Source organism: Bartonella sp. WD12.1 (assembly GCF_002022415.1).
Lineage (GTDB): Bacteria > Pseudomonadota > Alphaproteobacteria > Rhizobiales > Rhizobiaceae > Bartonella.
The window spans coordinates 1062845-1084648 of the sequence record NZ_MUBG01000001.1 but is presented as its reverse complement, the minus strand read 5'-3'; the positions used below and the strand labels follow the sequence as shown (position 1 = coordinate 1084648).

Here is a 21804-nt window from a genome sequence, read left to right as displayed (position 1 = left end):
AGAAAATGAATAAAAAAGAAGCATGATAAGCTGTTTTTTTAATTCGTGCACAGATGGAAAAGTGCATTAATGAGGAAAGAATTATAACTTATGAGAAATGTATTACAAATTATTGTGCGATAAGATTTATTTAGGATGGAGAGAAGTGTTAAGAATTTGTTCAAAAGGTTAAGTGGATGAGTATACCACAAAATTTCAGAAAAGTTGACTGGTTGCAACACAGCCATATTCAAACACTTCTTCGTATTTTATCGTTGGATGGTGAAGAGGCACGTATTGTTGGTGGTGCAGTACGTAATCAGCTTTTAAACCAGCCCATTAGCGATATTGATATTGCCACGACCTGTTTGCCACAGCAGGTTATAAAACGCGTAGAAAAGGAAGGATTTAAAGCTATTCCTACAGGCGTTGATTTTGGTACAGTAACAGTTGTCATCGAGTCATGTTGCTATGAGGTTACAACTCTTCGCTCTGACATTGAAACAGATGGTCGTTATGCAAAAGTTGCTTTTTGTCGCGATTGGAAAAAGGATGCTCAGCGACGGGATTTTACTATAAATGCTCTTTATTGTGATGCATCTGGTCAGCTTTATGATGAAGTGGGAGGTTTGAACGATATTGAAAGCCAAACAATACGTTTTATAGGTGTTGCGAAGGATCGTATTTGTGAAGATTATTTACGTATTTTACGTTTTTTTCGTTTTTTTGCTTGGTATGGGGGAGGGCGTCCTGATGCGCAAGGGTTAAAAGCATGCATTGCTTTGAAACAAGGTTTGCACAAACTTTCACCTGAGCGTATTTGGGGAGAAATGAAAAAGCTTCTTACTGCTTCAGATCCAATACGTGCTCTTTTGTGGATGCGTCAAAGCGGTATTTTAACACTCATTTTACCTGAAACAGAAAAATGGGGTATTGATGCAATCCACCCACTTGTGAAAGTAGAACGTGTTCTTGGTTGGAAAGTCGATCCATTGCTGCGGTTAGAAAGTTTACTACCTCCTGACCCTGTACGTCTTCACGATATGGCTCATCGTTTGCGTTTATCTAATGAGGAGAAAAAGCGATTAAAAGAATGGGCAAAGTTGGGGATTATCAATCCAGACTGTTCAGATATTTGTGTGAAAAAATTGATTTATTTTCATGGACGACAGCCCGTTTTAGATCAATTATCCTTGTCCTTGGCATCTGTCTGTACTGGTATTTTAGATGAAGACGAAATTTTGGAAAAAGCAAAATATTATCTTCAACTTTATCACTTAGCTCAACAATGGCAGATTCCAACTTTTCCTATAAGTGGCAGAGATTTGATGAAAAAAGGCTTAGCTCAGGGAGCACCTTTAGGTCAAAAGCTTAAAAAGCTAGAAGAAATCTGGGTTAAAAGCGGATTTTTAATGGAGCGTAATGAGTTATTAGAAAAAATTGAGCAGTAATCACTGAGTTTTTATGAACAATTCTCTGCTTCTTTTTTTATGAGATATTTTCTATCTCATCTATAACCAATTTGACGAAGAGCTTCACCGGTTGTTATGGCCACACTTATTGCGAGATTTAAAGAGCGTGCGTGTGGCTGCATGGGGATTGTTAATGTATGATCAACTGCTTCATAAACATAATTAGGAACGCCTGCTGATTCACGGCCGAAAAGTAAAACATCGTTTTCTTGATATCGTATATCTGTATAACATGTTTTTGCTTTTGTGCTCAAAAGCAAAAGACGACGGTTAAAATGCCTCATAGTTTCAATAAAATGTTGCCAATCAATGTGACGTTCCAACAAGGCATGTTCAAGATAATCCATACCTGCTCGTTTAAGGTTACGATCTGATAAATTAAAGCCTGCTGGTTCAATAATATGCACATGTACGCCAAGACAAGCGCTAAGGCGTAAAATTGTTCCAGTATTACCAGCAATATCCGGTTGAAAAAGAGCGATGTGAAGTGGCATACGCTGTTCCATATGATTTTACATATTTCTTTGTGGAAGATCTGTACAATTCTTCATGGAAATATATTTATAAAAGCCGTTGTTTTTTTATTTAATAACTGTTTATTCTAAATTTTAGAGAGGATTATTTACACGGGCTTTTAGCTATATACAATAAGTAGAGAGAGTGTATATTCTTAATATATTCAGTAAAATTTATATTCCAAAGAGTATAAAGGTATTACGTATATCCAACTGATTGAAAATACATTTCTTTGATAAATGCTTGGGTATTTTTTAAAAAGTAGAATTTTAAAAATAACGAAACATTATCATACATAATATCTCTATTTTAAAATTTGAACTGATAATCCATATGTAGATCTTCTTAAGATAACCAGTTCTCATATTATTTTACTTTTCAATATTTTAGGTGTTGTTTATCTTATAAAAGCTAAATTTAGCGTGATTGAAATAAGAAATTCAAAAAGAAACCGCATAATTGAGGGAACACATAAAAATAGAACAAGCCAATCTTAAAAGCCCATAGGGAACAAATCAGATTATCGTGCATTGAGAGCATGTAAAGTAAAAATGGAGAATGTAAAATGAAAAAAATTGCTATCACTGCTCTTGCGTCAATTTTAATGGTTTCTAGTACTTATGCCCAATTTTCATTGCCTTCTGAAAATGGAAAGATTTTGGCAGAAGGTATTGTACGAGTTAAGACGGATATGGTTGCACATTATGTTACGCCTTTAACAGCTAATTTTGTTGCTTCAAAGCTTATTGGTGTAGATGTACACGATATAGAAGATGAAGAAATTGGTGAGGTAAAAGATATTATTTTACGTCAGAATAATATTGATGGGATTGTTATTAGCGTTGGTGGTTTTTTAGGTATGGGTGAGCATTATGTTGTTGTGTCTCCAGAAAAAGTCCAGATGAAAAGTGATGATGGTAAGTGGAAGCTTATGGTCAATGTAACAAAGAATGCTTTGAAGGAAGCTCCAAAATTTAAATATGAAGACTATTTGATACGCTAGTTTTTGTATTTCTGTATTTAATGAATAAAACAGTCGCTCTTATAGTGCGGCTGTTTTTGTTGAATAGTACTCTTTGAGAATGTGGAAACAGTTTTATGTAAAAAGTGTTTTAAGTTATTAAAGAGATAATGATATTTAAGTATTGTGTTTAAACAACATAACATCACCATCTTGTACAATATACTCTTTACCTTCATCACGGGCTTTTCCTGCTTCTTTTGCTGCAGTTTCTCCACCTAAGGTAATATAATCCTCGTAGCTAATAGTTTGTGCGCGAATAAAACCGCGTTCAAAGTCTGAGTGAATAACGCCAGCTGCTTGAGGTGCCTTGGTACCACGGCTGATTGTCCAGGCTCGTGTTTCCTTAGGTCCACAAGTAAAATAAGTAATTAAATCAAGCAGGTGATAACCAGCATGAATGAGTCTATTCAAACTAGGCTCAGATAATCCTAAAACATGAAGATATTCTACAGCTTCTTCATCAGAAAGTTGAGCGATTTCAGCTTCAATGGAAACAGAAATAATAATACTTTGCGCGTTTTGCTCTGCAGCTATTTTCTCCACCGCTTTAGTAAAATCATTGCCATGAGCAATTTCATTTTCGCTAACATTGCAAACATAAAGCACAGGCTTTGAAGTTAAAAGATTCAAACCATGAAGAATACGTCGTTCATCAGAGGAAATATTTTTAAGTAATAACCGTACAGGATCTCCTTTCTGTAATAATTCTAACGCTGTTTCCATTGTAGGGAGGATTGCCAAAGCTTCTTTGTCTTTTCCGATTGCACGTTTACGGACTTGTATAATTCGCCGTTCAAGACTTTCAAGGTCTGAAAGCATGAGTTCTGTATCAACAGTTATAGCATCAGAAACGGGATCAATCCTTCCTTCTACATGGGTGATGTCTTCATTTTTAAAACACCGTAGTACATGAATAATAGCATCGACTTCACGAATATTGGCTAAAAATTTATTGCCTAAACCTTCGCCTTTTGAAGCTCCACGGACGAGTCCTGCAATATCAACAAAATTAATACGTGTAGGAATGATTTCTTTTGAACCAGCAATAGAGGCGATTTTTTCCATTCGTGGATCTGGCACAGCAACTTCACCGGTATTAGGCTCGATTGTGCAAAAAGGATAGTTAGCTGCTTGTGCTGTAGCTGTTTTTGTTAACGCGTTAAAAAGGGTTGATTTACCGACATTAGGCAGCCCGACGATACCACATTTAAAACCCATGGGTTCTCTCTCTTAATTAGACTTTTGATTTATTTATAATGACTAAGATATACTTTATTGGCGTTTTTATAGCATGTTGAAGAGGAGTTCTAGTTCTAGTCTTCAGCTTTTTGTGGTGATAAAAAAGATAAACTGAAATAATTATGACGATTTTAGCAAGTAGTTGTCATTTTTTAATCGACAAATCCTAAACATTCCCTATTTTAATAATTATAAAATTATAGATTAACGTTAACAGTGTGCTAAGTTTTTTATAGTATAGGAAACTATAGAATCAAATAATTATATTAAATCAAATGATTGCGGGAATATGGAATTGTTGTCTCGTCGTGCTTTTTTAATGGCTGTTTGTCTAGTATTGGTTGGCTGCGCTACACATCAACCAAGTGAGTCTTTTGTTTCTTCTCAACAAGTTCGCTTCATTCCAGAGGAACTACAGGCTTTATATGGGCCTATAACGAATGAACCTTATTCATTACCTGCAATTGATCTTGCGGAAATTGATCCAAAATTTTTACGTAAACAAGTAGATTACAATACTTCTTATCCGGCTGGTACGTTGATTATAGATATTCAGGAGTGCTTTCTTTATCTTGTTGGTGAAAATGGAAAAGCTATGCGTTATGGCATTGGCGTTGGCAAAGAAGGTTTAGAATTTAAAGGTGAAGCAGTTGTACAATATAAACGTCGGTGGCCATCTTGGGCTCCAACTGCGGCAATGATGGCTCGCGAACCAGAACGATACGGTCATTTAGGGAAAGGGATGCCACCAGGGCCTGATAACCCATTAGGCGCACGGGCATTATATCTCTTTAAAAATGGTCAGGATACGCTTTTCCGGATTCATGGTTCATATGAAGAATGGTCAATTGGTCAGGCTATTTCAAGTGGGTGTATCCGTTTGCTCAATCAAGATATTATTGATCTTTATGACCGCGTTCCTAATGGTTCACGTGTGGTGGTTTTGTAGCCATAGTAAAATATACTATAAGTTTTCATCAAATGGCTTCTTTGTAATTCCAAGTGGTTATATAGGATTTGGCAGTTTTGTATGATGAATTCAATATTCACATTTTCCTTAGAAAGAGATGTATTATATAAAGATCATAAAAAGTTATTTGTTATTACATCTACTTAAAAGAGATTATGTTTTACTGTGAGTTTTTTATCCATTACCAATGAAATTTTGTTCATGAATTGATTAACATCTCCCTTTATTAGAGCAGCAATATTATTCGCGATTGTTTCTAATAAAGTGGGTAACCATTCTTGATCAGATTTTGTAAAGTTGCCTAAAACATGTTGATGAACCAATTCTTTGGAACCGGGATGCCCGATTCCTAAGCGAACACGGCAGTAGTTACTACCGCAATGATTATCAATAGATTTTATGCCGTTATGTCCTCCACTTCCTCCTCCAATTTTTACGCGCACTTTCCCAGGGGGTAAATCTAGTTCATCGTAAAAAACAATAAAATTATTCAATTCTAGTTTATAAAATCGCAAGGTTTGGCTAATAGCTTGACCAGATAAATTCATAAAAGTTTGAGGTTTGATAAGAAGAATTTTTTCACCATTTATGAGACCATTAGAGATTTCAGCCTGAAATTTTTTTGACCATGGAGAAAAAGAAAAGGACTGATGAATAGCATCAACAGCCATGAAACCAATATTATGGCGATTATTTTGGTACAATAAACCGGGGTTGCCAAGACCAGCAATGAGCAACATATACGCTTTCAATAAAGTATAAATGATTAGCAAAATATTTCAAAATAGGTGGGAAGTTTTCCCACCTACTGAAATTCATAAGGTTTTAATTATTTTTATCACTCTCTTGTTCTGAGTTATCGTTCACATTTGCACCAGCAGGAGCTGCGATGGTTGCAATGGTAAAGTCTCGATCTTGAATAACCGGAGTTACACCTTCTGGTAATTGCACGGCCGAAATATGGATAGAGTCACCAATAGAATAACTAGAAAGATCAATGTTAATCGCTTCAGGGATAGCATTGGCTGGTGCAGTACATTCAATTTCATGGCGAACAATGTTTAAGACACCACCTCGTTTAATACCTGGAGCTGTATCTTCATTTAAGAAATGTACAGGAATGTTCACATGCACAACTGATTTCTCTGAAACACGTAGAAAATCTACGTGCATAGGAAAATCACGGACTGGATCAAGTTGATAATCCTTTGGTAGGACTTGAATTCTTTTTTTATCAACTTCAATGGTAGCAACAGTAGTACGAAAACCACCTGCATGAATTTTGTAGAAAATTTCCTTATAAGAAACTGCAATTGCCAAAGGAGGTTGTTTGTCACCGTAGATGACTGCTGGAATAAGACCGTTGCGGCGAAGTTCACGGGAGGACCCCTTACCAACCCGCTCGCGTATTTCAGCTTTAAGAGTATAACTCTTGCTCATGGTTAAATCCTTCTTATATGATTGGAGATTCATCAAAAACAACTAGCAGTTTTTGCATGAATATGAAGATATATACTGCAAAGCAGCAATTAGCTCCATTCTACGTTGCCTCCAAGAGTGTCTACGCAGAAGTTTATTCTATAGTTCAAACCCTTTAGAGATGCAAGAGTTGTAGGAAGCCCCATTTATCTGATTTTTGACTTATTTGAAAAAACGTAAACTTTACGGTATCCGTATTGATTTAGTAGTAAACACCTCAGATATTTCCCAGTTTCAATTTTAGAAAACTGTCAGGAAATTTAAAACTAGGTACTATTTTATTAGTCAAATAAGCTTGAGACAGACTGTTCTGCTGCTGTTCTTGCGATTGCTTCTCCTATTAAGTCGGCAATAGCCAAAACGCGTATATTATGCGCTTGTTCAATTTTTGTTGTTGGCATAATCGAATCAGTAATGACTAATTCTTTCATTTCTGAGTTGGTAATGCGTTCGATAGCGTTTCCAGAAAGAACACCATGTGTAATATAAGCAGTAACACTATTCGCTCCATGCTTAAGAAGAGCACTTGCTGCATTGCATAGAGTACCACCTGAATCAACAATATCATCTAGTAGGAGGCAATCTTTTCCAGCTACATTTCCGATAATGTTCATTACTTCTGATTCACCTGGCCGTTCACGGCGTTTATCAACAATAGCAAGTAGACTGTTTAAGCGCTTGGCTAAGGAGCGTGCACGTACCACACCACCAACATCAGGTGAAACAACAATAACATTTTCAAGAGAATAACGCATTTTGACATCACGAGAAATGACAGGAACAGCATAGAGATTGTCAGTAGGAATATCAAAAAAACCTTGGATCTGTCCTGCGTGAAGATCTAATGTTAAAACGCGATGAGCACCCGCTTGAGTAATCAAGTTGGCAACAAGTTTTGCAGAAATAGGAGTACGTGGTCCAGGTTTACGATCTTGGCGAGCGTAGCCAAAATAGGGTATAACAGCAGTAATACGACGTGCTGAAGAACGATGTAGGGCATCAATCATGATGAGTAATTCCATCAGATGATCATTGGCTGGATAAGAGGTTGATTGCAACACAAATACATCTTCTCCGCGCACATTTTCATGCAATTCTACAAAAATCTCTTGATCAGCAAAACGCTTGACTGTTGCTTCACCTAGGGAAATATTTAAATAATTTGCAATATTTTTCGCAAGATGTGGGTTAGAATTGCCACAGAAAAGTTTCATGATAGAACCCCTGAATAATCATGATAGAATCTAATATAGTTTTTAACTTTTTATTATCAGATTGCAAAGGAACAATTGCCAAAGAATTATAATTTTATCTAGCATGGGTTAAAAGAATTATTTTGCCATTAGGTTATGACAAATCAAGTATTCACAAATAAGATTTTAAATTATCATAATCTACGAACTTATAGGTTATTTCATGAAACGAACAAAACATGATCGAGAGTATCTTTTTCACTGAGATAAGAAATTTTATTTTGCAATTATGATATGTTTTTGAGGTAAAAAACTTATTTTTCATTTTCTAACATAAGAGCAGAAATCTGTCGCCCGTAATCAGATTCATTACGATGTGTTGCACGACGATAGGAAAAAAAACGTTGTTCGTCTTGATAAGTGCAAAGTTTTAGACAAGAAGCATTAAGGCCTGCTTGTTCTAATTGGTTGATAATAAATGCCCATAGATTAAAACGAAAACGGTTTGTTTTATCCGTTTTTAAAAAATATTTTTGAAATTGATTATTGCGATTCATAAATTGGTTATAAAATTCGTTTGTTACCTCATAGTGAGTGGGACCAATACAAGGTCCTAACACTGCTGTTATTGATTGTCGTTTGGCACCTTGTTCTTCCATAGCTAAAATTGTTTTTTCCAAAATTCCATTCAAGCTTCCTCGCCAACCAGCGTGCGCAGCACCGATGACACCTGCGTGCGGATCAGCAAAAAGAACTGGTCCGCAATCGGCTGTAAGGATGCCAATTGCTAAACCTTTTGTACTTGTAACAATAGCATCAGCTTTAGGACGTTCACCGGTGAAAGCTTGATCAATTACTACTACGTCACAGGAGTGTACTTGATTGACAGTGATCAAATTTTTTATATCAATATCAAAATAATTCGCGATTAATGTGCGATTTTGCATAATATGTTTAAGATGATCATTTGAACCTTGACCGACATTAAGGCTGTGATAAAGGTTTTGTGAAACTCCACCTTGACGCGTAAAAAAACCATGTTTTATCCCGTCTTTATGTAAAGCAAAAAGATCTTTTGCAAGGATAGGTTTAAGGACAGGCTTCACGAAAGCTCCACATAATTGTTTGAACAAGCAATGGTGTCCGAGACAACAGTACTTGTCAATTCTTTGTCATTATTGAAAGTCAAAAAAGTTAGAGATAGTAGTAGATTGATCACTAACATGGAGAACTTTGAAAAGTTTACCCATTTGATCTGGGCTGACAAGCCGTTCGATATCTTGACGGATTTTATTTTGGATCAAGGTGTCTTTGTTAATGCTAAGCTGTTTTGCGCGTTCAAGAATTCCCATTTTTAAAAGAAAATCTCCTTGTTCTAGAATTTCAGCAAAACAACCTTGTTGAAGGGCTATTGTTTTTAAGGAGAAAAAATCAACGTGTGATGTTAAATCATGTTTACCTGGGTTGGCAAAAACATCGCGGAATTTATGTTTTGAAATAGCTTGCAATGTGTCTCCAAATGCACAATCAGAAGCACCATAATCAATGAGTAAAGCAGAACCTTTATCTTGTATTAAGCGATTACTAATTTGTTGCATTAATTGGTTACGTAAGGGGGCGTGCTCCCAAATTGTTCCGTTAGGCATTTTAGCACAATAGATTGGTAAGTCATCAGAGGAAAATTGATACATTCCAGCTATAAAGGTGAAATGACCATCTTGATCAAGTGTAATGCAACGCTCTCTCCATTCTCCGTTGATTTTGATATATTGGTGGATAGGAAGCGCATCAAAGAGCTCATTAGCAATGAGAAAAAGAGGCCCTGAAGGTATTTGATTAAAATGTTCAATGCTATGAATATGTTTTTGATAAGAGGAAAGATGCTTTTTTTGTTCTGTTGCAAGACGTTGACTTATTTCAATGAGAAAAATTTCAGCGGCATTGAAGGCTGTTTTACATAATTTTTGAATGGTACGCAAAACATCGTCCATAAGTATTCCACGTCCTGGACCTATTTCAGCTAGAATGAAAGGATTGGGGCTGCCTTGAGCTTTCCAGCTTGCAAAAACCCAAATACCAATCATTTCCCCAAATAATTGACTTATTTCAGGTGCGGTAATAAAATCACCCGTGGATCCAAAAGGTTCTTGTGTTTGGTAATAGCCAAATTGTGAGTCTGTGAGGGCTAATGTCATATATTGACTAACAGTTATTGGCCCATTGACAGCAATAATTTCTTTAATTTTCTTTTTTAGAGTGGTCATTATTTTATAGAATGATTCCTGAAAGCTTGAAGAAGTGCATAAAAGCCAAAGAGAATCATAGGAAGAGATAGTGCCATTCCATAGGTAAATCCAGTGGAATGAAAGAGGGAAGAAAACCACTCTGGGTCTTCTTGAGGAACACGAAAAATTTCTGAAATGCTACGCGCTATTCCATAACCTAGAATAAATATTCCAGTCGCTGTTCCAGGGCGTTTTAATGCTTTAAAAGCAAAAATAGCAATAGCCAATATGATGAAAAGAAGAAATCCTTCCGTCAACGCTTCATAAAGTTGGCTTGGGTGGCGTGGTAGATATTGGGGATCATAGTTGAAGCAAATAGCCCAAGGAACGGTGGTAACATTACCCCATAATTCTTGGTTAATGAAGTTGCACACCCGCACAATGCCGATACCAACAGGGGCACCTACGGCAATTGTATCAAACATTGCCCAAATGTTAATGTTATTTTTACGAGCAAACCAGACCATTGCAATGGTGGTACCAATAAGACCACCATGAAAAGACATTCCTCCAGTCCACACTGCAATAATGGCGCTGGGATGATTAAAATAATAAGCAGGATCCCACACAAGTACTTGTCCTAAACGACCACCAATAACAATACCTATAGTGGCCCAAATAACAAAATCACCTATTTTATGCTGATCCATGGGAGGTTGGTTTGCGTGCCACAAGAGTTTTTTTGCCAATAATTTTTGTGCATACCACCAAGAAAAAAGAATGCCTACAACATAACCAAGCCCATACCAGTGTAACGCTATGGGGCCTAAATGGATAATAACAGGATCAAGAAATGTAGGAAAATTAATAGCAGGACAAAAAGGAAAGTCGTTCATCAGGAAGCGCTTTACATTTATGAAATTATAGGTTGTTAAAACATGACAGATGAACACACGATGGTCAAGGCAAGAAGAGAATAGATTGTTATTGTTTATAGATGTAAGGGGAGGATAGAAAAATTACGATGGATTTTATAAAAGAAACAAATACAATATCTACATGTTATAAAATGCACTATAATGCACACATAATTGACTCAAATTAAGGAAAAATTCATGCATGATGGACCCAACCGTATTCTTGACGAATTAGCAAAATTAATGACAGATGCAGCTGGTGCTGCGCAAGGTGTACGGCATGAAGCTGAAACAATTTTTCGTTCGCAGGCTGAGAAGATAGTCAATAAGCTTAATCTTGTTTCACGTGAGGAATTTGAAGTGGTTAAGGAAATGGTGCTTAAAGTGCGTGCGGAAAACGCTGATTTGGCAAAACGTCTTGATGATTTAGAAAATAGAGTCTGTGACGGAAACTAAAATTAGTTTTAGTATAAAAATTGTATTCTCAAAAAAATAATCCCCAATTTTTCAATATTACAAACGAAACTAAAAAATGCTTAATTCTGAATCTGTTAAGACAAATCGTTAATTTATTGTTGGATGCGTTTTTTATAAAAAAGCATTTTTTTGAATCAGGGGGCTGGCACTATGAGATTGTATCAATACACTGAAATAGCTTGATGATTCGTTTTATCTTTATCAGGCTATTATATACCATGGGAAATATCACCTGTTGTGTTTCTAGGTATCGTATATTGTCTACGTTTTACTGTGTATTTTGTTTGGTGTAAGGGCTTAATTGTAACAAATGTTATTACAATTGTAAGCATTTTGCGCTGTATTGATAACATTCTTGATTATTTTGAGGGTTAATGATGAGGCTTGCCTTTAGCGCTGCGGAAAGAGAAGAGCATCCAGTCGATTTTATCGAACAGATTGCTTATAGGTACGACTGGTCTTTTGAGCGGAATGCAGAAGATGAAATTAATGTTTGCGTAGAAGGAAAACGGGCTAATTATCGTCTTGCTTTTTCATGGATGGAAGAACAAGAAGCTCTTCATTTAGCTTGTGCGTTTGATCTTTCTATTGAAAGTACTCGAACAGCGGAAATGCACCGCTTATTATTAGCAATTAATGAAAAGTTGTTACTAGGGCATTTTGATTATTGGCAAGGAGACAATTCAGTTATTTATCGGCAAGGTCTTCTTTTAGCTGGTGGGGTGCATCCATCCCATGTACAAGTTGAAACATTGTTGATCCACGCGCTTAAGGTTTGTGAAAGTCATTATACTGCTTTTCAAATGGTGGCTTGGATGGGTGAAAGTGCTTATAAGGCGTTACAATATGCTTTATTTGAAACTGTGGGAAACGCTTAAAATTATTCAATAAATTTATTTTTTGATTAATTCTTGATCAAAGTTTTTTTGATATATTTTATAGGGGAATGTCAATAATAGCGCGCAAGCCTCCTAATGGGCTGTCGTCTAATTGAATATTCCCTCCGTGGCTACGGGCTATATCTTGGGCAATGGCAAGACCAAGACCTGTTCCACTTGCATCTTGATTACGTGCTTTATCAAGTCTAAAAAATGGTTTAAATACTTCTGTACGCATGTCTTTATGAATGCCCGGTCCATTATCATCAATAATAATAATAAACGATTCTTGTTGGGATGTAGCTGTTAGTTTGATGGTGTTTGCATAATGAAATGCATTTGACACAAGGTTGCTAATCAAACGCGTAAAAGCATGAGGGCGTACTTGTATCTGTGTAGGGCCTTCAATTGTATAAGAGAATTGACATGTATGAAGATGAGCTTCGGTGGAGAATTTTTGCATAAGGGCATTTAAGTCAAGAGAACTAACATTTTCACCGCTTTCTCCGCGTGCAAAAGCGAGATAATCTTCTAACATATTTTGCATGTCGCTAACGTCTTGCTCAAGCGGGCTAATATCAAAGTCTGTACTTGCTAAGGCTAGTTGGAGCTTAAAACGTGTAAGAATGGTTCTTAAATCATGGCTTACACCTGAAAGCATCATAGTACGTTGTTCAATTTGGCGCTCAATACGTTCACGCATGCGTAGAAAGGCGATACCAGCACGGCGCACTTCATCAGCTCCTTGTGGTTGAAAATCTTTTGGTAGGGGACGTCCCCGTCCAAAACTTTCAGCTGCTTCAGCAAGTTGTTGGATCGGTTTGATTTGATTGCGTAAGAAGTAAATGGCTATCAGTAATAAAACAAGAGCCGTTCCTACCATCCAGCTTAAGAAGATACCGGTATTGGAAGCATAAGCTTGACTGCGCACAGCAAAGACGCGCAAAATACTGTTATCAAGACGGATACGGATTTCGACAAGATTAGAATCGCCTACTGTATCAATCCAGAAGGGGCGGTTAATTTGATGGGTGATTTCTTCACTAAGAAAATAGTCAAGAATTGCAAAAAATGGTTTAGGGCCCGGAGGGGGCAGGGGGGCAGGTGGTAGAATAGAAATATTTAATCCCATACGCTGTTGTGCAATGCGTTTGATATCTTCATAATTATGTTGTTGCGGATATGTTTCAATTATATCAATAATGGCAGAGATATCATGGACAATAGCAGTTGAGAGACGCTCAGTTACCATTTGCCAGTGGCGTTCCATAAAAACATAGGCAATTACTGTTTGCAGGAGTACCATGGGAGCGATAATAATAATCAAAGAGCGGGCATAAAGACGTTTAGGCATTTGCCTCGTTAACCACTGAGCAAATTGTCTTGCGAGTTTAATCATTACTTACGTCTATTCAATTGAGAGTTTATAACCGACCCCTCGCACAGTTTGAAGCCATATAGGGGTTGCCGGGTCTTTTTCGATTTTGCGACGTAAACGATTAATTTGTACGTCAATGGCACGTTCACTTATCTCGCTATCACCTGTTGCGAATTTATGGCGTGGAATTGTATTACCTGCATGTTCGGCAAAAATAACCATCATTTCTTGTTCTTTATCTGTTAGTTTAATGATTTCTCCCCCTTTTTTCAGTTCACGTCGTGAAATTGAAAACATATAGGGTCCAAAAACAATTTGTTCGATTTTGGACTGGTTAGGTGAGAAACCACGCCGTAAAATGGCGTTAATGCGAAGTAAAAGTTCACGAGGATTAAATGGCTTGGATAGATAATCATCTGCTCCTGCTTCTAACCCATGGATACGATTATCTGTTTCTGATAAAGCAGTTAACATTAAGATGGGAACATTTTTTGTTTGGCGTAATGAAAGGGTAAGATCAATGCCATTTTCACCAGGCATCATTACATCAACAATGAGAAGATCAAAATCTAGGCTTGAGAGTTGACGCCTGGCTTCATCAGCATTAGCAGAAACTGAAACACGAAATCCGTTTTTAATAAGAAATTGAGATAAAAGACTACGAATACGCGTGTCATCATCAATAACAAGGAGATGAGGTGCATCATCGCATAAAACGTGAACGTGGTCGGTCATTATTTAAAACCTTGACGAAAATCCAGTTTCCAATAAGATCCAGTCTACATAAGTTGTGTCAAGGTGTCGAGCACGCAATTTTTGATTTTATAAATGCATGAAAATGTTATTTAATTGATAAATATTTCTTTAAAAGGGTATTATGAGTAATCTTAACGCACATATTATTCCAGTTACATCTTTCCAACAAAATTGTACTTTGCTTTTTGATAATAAAAGTAAAAAGGGGGTTTTAGTTGATCCAGGTGGTGATTGGTCTAAAATCCAAGCAGCAATTCAAGAGATAGGTGTTAGTGTTGAAGCTATTTGGATAACACATGGTCATGTTGATCATGTAGGAGCAGCGATGCAAGCTAAAGAAGAGCTTAATGTTAAAATCATTGGCTCACATTGTGGTGATAAACCAATTATGGAAGACGTAGTCGAAAGGGCAAAAGTTTATCGCATGGCTGATGTGCGTATTTGTGTGCCTGATCAATGGTTGGAAGATGGTGACAGCCTTGATTGTGCTGGACATGTGTTTGATGTTTTGCATATCCCTGGTCACACCCCTGGGCATGTTATTTATTTCAATAAAAAAGAGCGCTTGGCTTTAGTGGGCGATGTCCTCTTTCGTGGTTCTATTGGACGTACTGATTTTCCACTATCTTCTCACGAGGCATTGATGACATCCATTAAAGAAAAAGTTTTACCCTTAGGTGATGATGTCAGCTTTATTTCTGGCCATGGACCAGGAAGCACAATAGGTTATGAACGCCGTTTCAATTCTTTTCTTCAAGGAATTTAAAGGTAACTATATGAAAAACCCCGCTTTTAAACGGGGTTTTTTCGATATTGCTTAAGGTTATTGTAATGGAGCATGACAGAAATGATCTAAACCGTCGTAACCCCGAAATGTACCTGTTCTAGGATTAAATGAGCGGTATTTTTTTGTGCAATATTGAAGCCATTGTGATGTCCATGGTTGGTAAATGGGTTGATAGGTTACTGTTGGATGCACTTGGTAAATTACTTGAGATTGGGGTATTTCTTGATAAATCACCTGATTTTGAGGGTATGGGGCTTGATAGATAATTTGTGGCTGTGCAGGTTTTGTTAAAACATTGCCAAGAATTGCACCTGTAGCAAGGCCGAGAACACCTGCTGCTAAAGCATCATTTGTGTTATTAGGGCGATTGACATAATATTGATGAGTATTGTACTGCGTTGTTTGTTCGTAATGATAAGAGTGACGTGTTGGGTTCTTGTGATGGATATGCCGTTGCTCACGATGGTATTGAGTATGGTGTTGAGGAATGCTGTTTACATTTTGCTGAACGTAAACATAATCATTACGGGCAAATGCTGTGGTTAGTGGTGTTGAGACGGTTGCAGTTGATATTGCTGATAATACTGCAAATTTGGTCAATTTGTTCATAACATACTCCCTTTATAAATTTATATTATTCATATTTTATATGCATTAAACTGAATGTAACCTGAACGGTTTTTAATTTTTTAATAGAACGAATAAAGAAGTCATTTAGTTGAGAATAAATTATAAAATAACAACATAAAATTACGCTAAAAATCTGATTACACAAAATATGTTATACTAGGTTAACACATAAAACGTTAGTATTTAAAGTTTTGTTTTTACTACGGTGATCAATTTTTATACCGAATATATTTTGTACACCATTTAATTTAGTAAAGTCTGAGTTTTAGACAATAGAAATATGATAAAAATATCAATGTTATCATTATTGAGGTTAATTAAATAAAAACCCTTATTATTGTATACAAATTGGTATATTAAGGTGGCTTCTGATATATGAAAAACTCTCTTTTTATTAGCTTTTGTTTGTTTCAAAATTGGGGAGTAGCTCTTTTATAACTTTTTGAGATTTATAACATTATTTAAATGTAATAAGGTTTCTTAAGTAGAGAATATTTGACAAAAGTTTTATTTGTACAAATTCGTCTTTTTGTATCGTTTTTTAGCTAAAAATAAGTTTAAAAAAGCAAGTTTTTTTTTACTATTGGATTATAGAAACAGAAAAATATAATTTTTTGATTATAAATTTTGAGCTTACTAATGTTTTGGGCGACCATTTTTTGTAAAACGCTTCCGTTTCTTAGTTGTATGAAAGTTGAGTTTTAGAAGTGCTAGAATTTATTTGACTATGAGTTATTTGTTTAAAACTATTATTTGAAAAGCTTTCAGCTTCCTTTATATTTTCTTTTATTAAGAGTTTTTTTACGCAGCTTTTTTTCTATTTGGTGATTTTCTAGAAGACCGACATCCATAGTAGGTCCCATATGGTCAAGATCAGGTTTGGAGAAAAGACTTGACTGTATTGTTGTCTCATTGGTGGAATATTCACTATTATTATGTGTTAAAAGATCATCAGCAATTGTTAATTCTATTTTCTGTAGGCGTTTGATTTCATCACGAAGCTGAGCTGCTTCTTCAAAGTTAAGATTAGCAGCTGCTTCACGCATTGATTTTTCGAGATATTGAATATGGTTGGCTAAATTATTATCAACTTTATTATTTTGTTTAACAAAATCAGGTATATCTGCATGATGGTTATTTTCGTAAACTGAATTGAGGACATCACCGATATTTTTTTGGATACTAGTAGGTGTGATATGATGTTCTTCATTGTAAGCTATTTGCTTTTGTCGGCGTCGTGTTGTTTCTTGCAAGGCTCGTTCTATGGAGTTGGTGATTGTGTCCGCGTAAAGAATAACGTGGCCATCTACATTACGTGCAGCTCGTCCAATTGTTTGGATAAGAGAGGTTTCTGAGCGTAAAAATCCTTCTTTGTCAGCATCTAAAATAGCAACAAAACCGCATTCTGGAATATCCAATCCTTCTCGCAATAAGTTAATGCCAATCAAAACATCAAAAGTACCAAGTCGTAGGTCACGAAGAATTTCAATACGCTCTAATGTATCGATGTCAGAATGCATATAGCGTACACGAATGTTGTGTTCATGAAGATATTCTGTCAAATCTTCAGCCATACGTTTGGTTAAAACAGTTACTAATGTACGATAACCTTTTTTGATTGTTTTGCGAATTTCATTCATAACGTCATCAACTTGTGTGCGTGCGGGGCGCACTTGTGTTAGTGGGTCAATAAGCCCTGTTGGGCGAATGATTTGTTCGACAAAAACGCCGCATGTTTGTTCTATTTCCCAACGTCCAGGTGTTGCAGAAACGGCAATTGTTTGTGGGCGCATAGCATCCCATTCCTCAAAGCGTAAAGGACGATTATCCATACAAGAGGGTAGGCGAAATCCATATTCAGCTAAAGTTGCTTTTCGTCGAAAATCACCCCGATACATCCCACCAATTTGGGGAATAGTTACATGACTTTCATCAATAAAAATAAGAGCATTGTTGGGAATATATTCGAACATGGTTGGAGGCGGTTCACCAGGATTACGGCCCGTTAAATAGCGTGAGTAATTTTCAATTCCGGAACAAGAACCAGTCGTCTCTAACATTTCTAAATCAAATATTGTGCGCTGTTCTAAACGTTGTGCTTCTAAAAGGCGGCCAACAGAATTTAATTCATCAAGACGTTGGGCTAATTCCATTTTGATTGCTTTTATTGCTTGATTTAATGTTGGTCGTGGTGTGACGTAGTGTGAATTTGCATAAATTTTAATAGATTGAAGATCCCCCGTTTTTTGCCCTGTTAAAGGATCAAATTCAGTAATTGTTTCAATTTCGTCACCAAATAGTGAAATTCTCCAAGCACGATCTTCAAGGTGAGAAGGAAATATTTCGATCGTATCACCTCTCACACGAAAAGAACCGCGCGTAAAATTTATATCTTGTCGACGATATTGTTGAGTAACTAAATCAGCTAATAATTGCCGTTGATTTAACTTATCACCTTTTTGCATTTGGAAGGTCATGGCGGTATAAGTTTCTACTGAGCCAATTCCGTAAATACAGGATACAGATGCAACAATAATGACGTCATCACGTTCAAGTACAGCACGTGTTGCTGCATGGCGCATACGGTCAATTTGTTCGTTAATAGAGGATTCTTTTTCTATATAAGTATCAGAGCGTGCAACATAGGCTTCTGGTTGGTAATAGTCATAATAAGAAACAAAATATTCAACAGCATTGTGGGGAAAAAAACTTTTGAATTCTCCGTAAAGTTGAGCAGCTAAAGTTTTATTTGGTGCTAGGATTAGAGCAGGGCGTTGTGTTTCTTCAATGATTTTAGCCATTGTGTAGGTTTTGCCTGAGCCGGTAATGCCTAAAAGTACTTGAGTACGCTCGTTTCGTTCGATGCCTTCAACCAAAGCTTTAATTGCTGCTGGTTGATCTCCTGCAGGTTCAAAAGGTGTGTTTATTTGGAATGGAATTCCACCTTCAGATTTTTCAGGGCGAATGGGGCGATGAGGTGTCCATACTGTACCATTTTTTAAAAGGGGATTATCCGAAGCAATAAGCGTAGAAAGAGCTTCGACTGTTGCTGTAACACCAGTTTTTGTTGCATTGTGAGATGTAAAATCACTTGCAGTTTTAAAGGAAATATCAGACTCTATTACTGGGTTAGAGTTAGTAGCAGAAGATTGTTTAGCAATTGTAGTATGGCCTGTTTTTATCTTACAGGACGTTTTATTAGATTTTGGGGCAGGTCTTTTAGGTTTTTGGTACGACATTATAAGGACATTTTATGAGTTTTTATCGTAAGAGATAGTAAAAAAGGCTTCAATGTTATCATCAGCTTTGCATTCTACCTATTATGGAGAGGTTTTTAGCATTTTTAGTCTGATAACACTAGAGTTGCTTGTACCTATTGTTTATTTGTTGTGTGTGATGGTTGTTATTTAGTTCTTGTATGATTACGCTACTTAACGAATAGCTATTGTCTTTGATAGAAATGCAGTTAGCTTAGAAAAATTAGAACAGTATAAGTATAGCTGCTAGAGTGGGATGAATGATAAAAATGTGCAGTGTTGGGATTTCTAAATTCACTCAACGTTATCAATAATGATGGTAGATAATTGAAGATGATGGTATCGTATATGTATAATAGAGGTCATTTCCATTTTTAAATGATAAATAACGAGATGATACCCAACCAGTTTGTGAGTCATAATTAATTTGGCACCAGTTATTTTTACAGCTATAGACGGCTATTAACTGTCCTGCAGGAATGAAACCTCGAAGTGTGTAATGAATACTTGGTCCTGCTCTAAGATTAAGATTTCTTGTTACAATTGCATTTGTGGCTTGGCTTGCTGTTGTGGTCAGGAAAAAAAAACCGAACATAAAAAAAACAATCATTTTTTTCATTATTGGCCTCATAGGATTTTTATATAGTTTCATTCTTCTTAGTTTTATACAATGTCTTTTTTGTTTAAGTTAATGATAAGATAGAAAAATATAATTGTTCTTTGATGTGTCTATCATTATAGGTGTTGTGGGTGAGTATTTAAGCCGAAAATGTAAATTTATCTAAAAGAATCCCAATATGCTGTTTATTGTTTTTATTTTTTTTATATGGAAAACGAGGTTTTTGTCCTATATAATAAGAAAGTTGTAATGCTCGGGTTCCAAAAGCAATTTTGGAAGCCGTTTTTGTATTTTTATAAGGCCTTCTGTGTAAAAGAAAGGGACGGATCATGGAAAAAGTTCCGATGACTACAACCGGTTTTGAAAATCTCAAAGAGGAGTTGCGTTGGCGCCAACAGCAGGAACGTCCACGGATTATTGAAGCAATTTCTGAAGCACGTGCGCATGGTGATCTGTCGGAAAATGCTGAATATCACGCCGCTAAAGAAGCGCAAAGTCATAATGAAGGGCGTATAAACGAACTTGAAGATTACATTGCACGGGCAGAAGTTATAGATGTTTCTCGCCTTTCGGGTGATAGAATTAAATTTGGGGCTACTATAAAACTTTTGAATGAAGATACTGAAGAAAAAAAGGTTTACCAAATCGTTGGTGATCAAGAAGCCGATGTAAAAACTGGTAAAATTTCTATTTCTTCACCTATTGCACGTGCACTTATTGGTAAGCAAGAGGGTGATGTTATTGAAGTCAATGCTCCAGGTGGGGCACATAATTATGAAATTATTGAGATTCAATATATCTAAATTATTATGTATGTATCTTTAAAAGAGACAGATATTATTGCTCCTCATTTTAAAAAACGTATGTCAGGGGTGACGTCTACAATTATTCAACTTATTCCATTGCAACGAAAACAGGGCATACATATATCTACTTTGGGATGGGGATTGCCGCAAAGTTTGCCAGCTCTTTCTTTTAGAGACCTTTTTGGGCTTTGGAAAAATCCAGTAAGCAAACCATTTCGTATCTGGCATGCACGACGCAATATTGAGATGCTCTGTGGTATCTTTTTTCGCGATGTTTTGCGCATGAAGCTTAAACTCATTTTTACGTCAGCGTCTCAGCGTCAACATAAGCCTTTTACGAAATGGTTAATTCGTCGTATGGATGAAGTTATTGCTACCAGTGCGCGTACTGGAACTTATCTAGAAATTCCTTATCAAGTTATTATGCATGGGGTGGATCTTGAGCGTTTTTCACCACCGAAAACTGTTAATGATTGCTTTGTAGCAACAGGGCTACCGGGAAAATATGCAGTAGGGTGTTTTGGGCGTGTGCGCTATTTAAAAGGTACTGATTTATTTGTGGATGCAATGTTAAAATTATTGCCACACTATCCTGATTGGACAGCAATTATCGCTGGTCGTACTACAACACAACATTATAATTTTGAAAAGAAATTACGTCAAAAGATTGCTCATGCTGGTTTGAATGATCGCATTATTATTCTTGGTGAAGTATTAGATGTACCTTTATGGTACCGTCGTCTATCGCTTTATGTGGCACCTTCTCGTTTAGAAGGTTTTGGTTTAACACCACTAGAGGCAATGGCGTCGCAAACAGCTGTAGTAACCAGTGATGCAGGTGCTTATGAAGAATTAGTAGTAGAAGGAACAGGAACAGTTGTTAAAGCAGGAGATGGATTAGCTTTAACTGCTGCAATTGAACCTTATTTTGCTGATTTAGAAAAGACATTGGCTACAGGGAAAAAGGCTTTAACTCATGTTCGCACTCATTTTCCTTTAGAAAAGGAAGCTGCTGCAATTAGGAGTGTCTATGAGATGATGTTTGAGGAAAAAACATTCTAAATACACTTCAAGGTTTTTAGGATAATTATTTTGAAGAGAGAAAACAGATACCTTGAAAGAAATATCGTATACCGTTTGCAAAATAATTCTGAGTATATTCACTAGAACCTAAATGATTGTTTATATCAAGAGGGGTTGCA

The 21804-nt window shown here is 36.4% G+C and carries 21 protein-coding genes; 8 read left to right on the top strand and 13 right to left on the bottom strand.

The window, feature by feature from the left end:
* Positions 1-176: 176 nt before the first annotated feature.
* Entirely contained in the window at positions 177-1430 is a 1254-nt protein-coding gene (locus BWD121_RS04810) for a CCA tRNA nucleotidyltransferase (RefSeq protein ID WP_078663604.1), read from the top strand.
* A 56-nt stretch (positions 1431-1486) separates the two neighbouring features.
* Here BWD121_RS04810 and BWD121_RS04805 read toward each other — a convergent pair whose 3' ends face one another.
* Entirely contained in the window at positions 1487-1945 is a 459-nt protein-coding gene (locus tag BWD121_RS04805; protein WP_078664074.1) for a tRNA (cytidine(34)-2'-O)-methyltransferase, read from the bottom strand.
* A 587-nt stretch (positions 1946-2532) separates the two neighbouring features.
* Here BWD121_RS04805 and BWD121_RS04800 point away from each other — a divergent pair.
* Positions 2533-2970, top strand: a complete 438-nt coding sequence (locus BWD121_RS04800) for a PRC-barrel domain-containing protein (RefSeq protein ID WP_078663603.1) — start codon at positions 2533-2535, stop codon at positions 2968-2970.
* 135 nt (positions 2971-3105) lie between these two features.
* On the opposite strand, the gene ychF is transcribed toward BWD121_RS04800, so the two are convergent.
* Positions 3106-4209: a redox-regulated ATPase YchF gene (gene ychF, locus BWD121_RS04795; protein ID WP_078663602.1), complete on the bottom strand. Its 1104-nt coding sequence runs from the start codon at positions 4207-4209 to the stop codon at positions 3106-3108.
* A 316-nt stretch (positions 4210-4525) separates the two neighbouring features.
* Here ychF and BWD121_RS04790 point away from each other — a divergent pair, with 316 nt between their 5' ends.
* On the top strand, positions 4526-5179 hold the full coding sequence (locus tag BWD121_RS04790) for a L,D-transpeptidase (protein WP_240536707.1): 654 nt from the start codon (positions 4526-4528) through the stop codon (positions 5177-5179).
* A gap of 164 nt (positions 5180-5343) precedes the next feature.
* On the opposite strand, the gene pth is transcribed toward BWD121_RS04790, so the two are convergent.
* The 6 genes from pth to lgt all read right to left on the bottom strand — a co-directional run bounded on the left by pth (position 5344) and on the right by lgt (position 10993).
* Entirely contained in the window at positions 5344-5940 is a 597-nt protein-coding gene (gene pth / locus BWD121_RS04785) for an aminoacyl-tRNA hydrolase (RefSeq protein WP_078663600.1), read from the bottom strand.
* 85 nt (positions 5941-6025) lie between these two features.
* Entirely contained in the window at positions 6026-6640 is a 615-nt protein-coding gene (locus BWD121_RS04780) for a 50S ribosomal protein L25/general stress protein Ctc (protein ID WP_078663599.1), read from the bottom strand.
* A gap of 320 nt (positions 6641-6960) precedes the next feature.
* Complete coding sequence (locus BWD121_RS04775) at positions 6961-7893, bottom strand: ribose-phosphate pyrophosphokinase (protein ID WP_078663598.1); 933 nt, start codon at positions 7891-7893, stop codon at positions 6961-6963.
* Positions 7894-8186: 293 nt separating this feature from the next.
* On the bottom strand, positions 8187-8978 hold the full coding sequence (gene pgeF, locus BWD121_RS04770) for a peptidoglycan editing factor PgeF (protein ID WP_078663597.1): 792 nt from the start codon (positions 8976-8978) through the stop codon (positions 8187-8189).
* Between the two features lie 69 nt (positions 8979-9047).
* Positions 9048-10136 carry an SAM-dependent methyltransferase gene (locus BWD121_RS04765; RefSeq protein WP_078663596.1) on the bottom strand — a complete coding sequence of 363 codons (1089 nt, stop codon included), beginning with the start codon at positions 10134-10136 and terminating at the stop codon, positions 9048-9050.
* The gene (lgt, locus tag BWD121_RS04760) at positions 10136-10993 is read right to left on the bottom strand and encodes a prolipoprotein diacylglyceryl transferase (RefSeq protein WP_078663595.1); all 858 of its coding nucleotides are present in this window, start codon (positions 10991-10993) and stop codon (positions 10136-10138) included. The genes BWD121_RS04765 and lgt overlap by 1 nt, the downstream gene beginning before the upstream one ends.
* 219 nt (positions 10994-11212) lie before the next feature.
* Here lgt and BWD121_RS04755 point away from each other — a divergent pair, with 219 nt between their 5' ends.
* Both BWD121_RS04755 and BWD121_RS04750 read left to right on the top strand, forming a co-directional pair.
* Entirely contained in the window at positions 11213-11470 is a 258-nt protein-coding gene (locus BWD121_RS04755) for an accessory factor UbiK family protein (protein ID WP_078663594.1), read from the top strand.
* A gap of 398 nt (positions 11471-11868) precedes the next feature.
* Complete coding sequence (locus tag BWD121_RS04750; RefSeq protein WP_078663593.1) at positions 11869-12369, top strand: YbjN domain-containing protein; 501 nt, start codon at positions 11869-11871, stop codon at positions 12367-12369.
* Between the two features lie 58 nt (positions 12370-12427).
* Here the strand turns inward: BWD121_RS04750 and BWD121_RS04745 are convergent, their stop codons facing one another.
* Together BWD121_RS04745 and BWD121_RS04740 are read right to left on the bottom strand one after the other, a co-directional pair.
* Positions 12428-13768, bottom strand: a complete 1341-nt coding sequence (locus tag BWD121_RS04745; protein ID WP_078663592.1) for an ATP-binding protein — start codon at positions 13766-13768, stop codon at positions 12428-12430.
* Positions 13769-13777: 9 nt separating this feature from the next.
* On the bottom strand, positions 13778-14482 hold the full coding sequence (locus BWD121_RS04740) for a response regulator (protein ID WP_078663591.1): 705 nt from the start codon (positions 14480-14482) through the stop codon (positions 13778-13780).
* A 142-nt stretch (positions 14483-14624) separates the two neighbouring features.
* On the opposite strand from BWD121_RS04740, the gene BWD121_RS04735 reads away from it, so the two are divergent.
* Positions 14625-15269 carry an MBL fold metallo-hydrolase gene (locus BWD121_RS04735; RefSeq protein ID WP_078663590.1) on the top strand — a complete coding sequence of 215 codons (645 nt, stop codon included), beginning with the start codon at positions 14625-14627 and terminating at the stop codon, positions 15267-15269.
* Positions 15270-15326: 57 nt separating this feature from the next.
* Here BWD121_RS04735 and BWD121_RS04730 read toward each other — a convergent pair whose 3' ends face one another.
* The 3 genes from BWD121_RS04730 to BWD121_RS04720 all read right to left on the bottom strand — a co-directional run bounded on the left by BWD121_RS04730 (position 15327) and on the right by BWD121_RS04720 (position 19796).
* Entirely contained in the window at positions 15327-15899 is a 573-nt protein-coding gene (locus BWD121_RS04730) for a BA14K family protein (RefSeq protein WP_078663589.1), read from the bottom strand.
* Between the two features lie 785 nt (positions 15900-16684).
* A complete protein-coding gene (gene uvrB, locus BWD121_RS04725; protein ID WP_346418162.1) occupies positions 16685-19102 on the bottom strand; it encodes an excinuclease ABC subunit UvrB in 2418 nt (805 codons plus the stop codon).
* A gap of 382 nt (positions 19103-19484) precedes the next feature.
* Complete coding sequence (locus BWD121_RS04720) at positions 19485-19796, bottom strand: SH3 domain-containing protein (RefSeq protein WP_078663587.1); 312 nt, start codon at positions 19794-19796, stop codon at positions 19485-19487.
* Between the two features lie 329 nt (positions 19797-20125).
* Between BWD121_RS04720 and greA the strand changes: the two genes are divergently transcribed.
* Positions 20126-20599 (top strand): transcription elongation factor GreA, encoded by a 474-nt coding sequence (gene greA / locus BWD121_RS04710; RefSeq protein ID WP_078663585.1) that lies wholly within the window; start codon positions 20126-20128, stop codon positions 20597-20599.
* 6 nt (positions 20600-20605) lie between these two features.
* The gene (locus BWD121_RS04705) at positions 20606-21664 is read left to right on the top strand and encodes a glycosyltransferase family 4 protein (RefSeq protein ID WP_078663584.1); all 1059 of its coding nucleotides are present in this window, start codon (positions 20606-20608) and stop codon (positions 21662-21664) included.
* Positions 21665-21804: the final 140 nt, after the last annotated feature.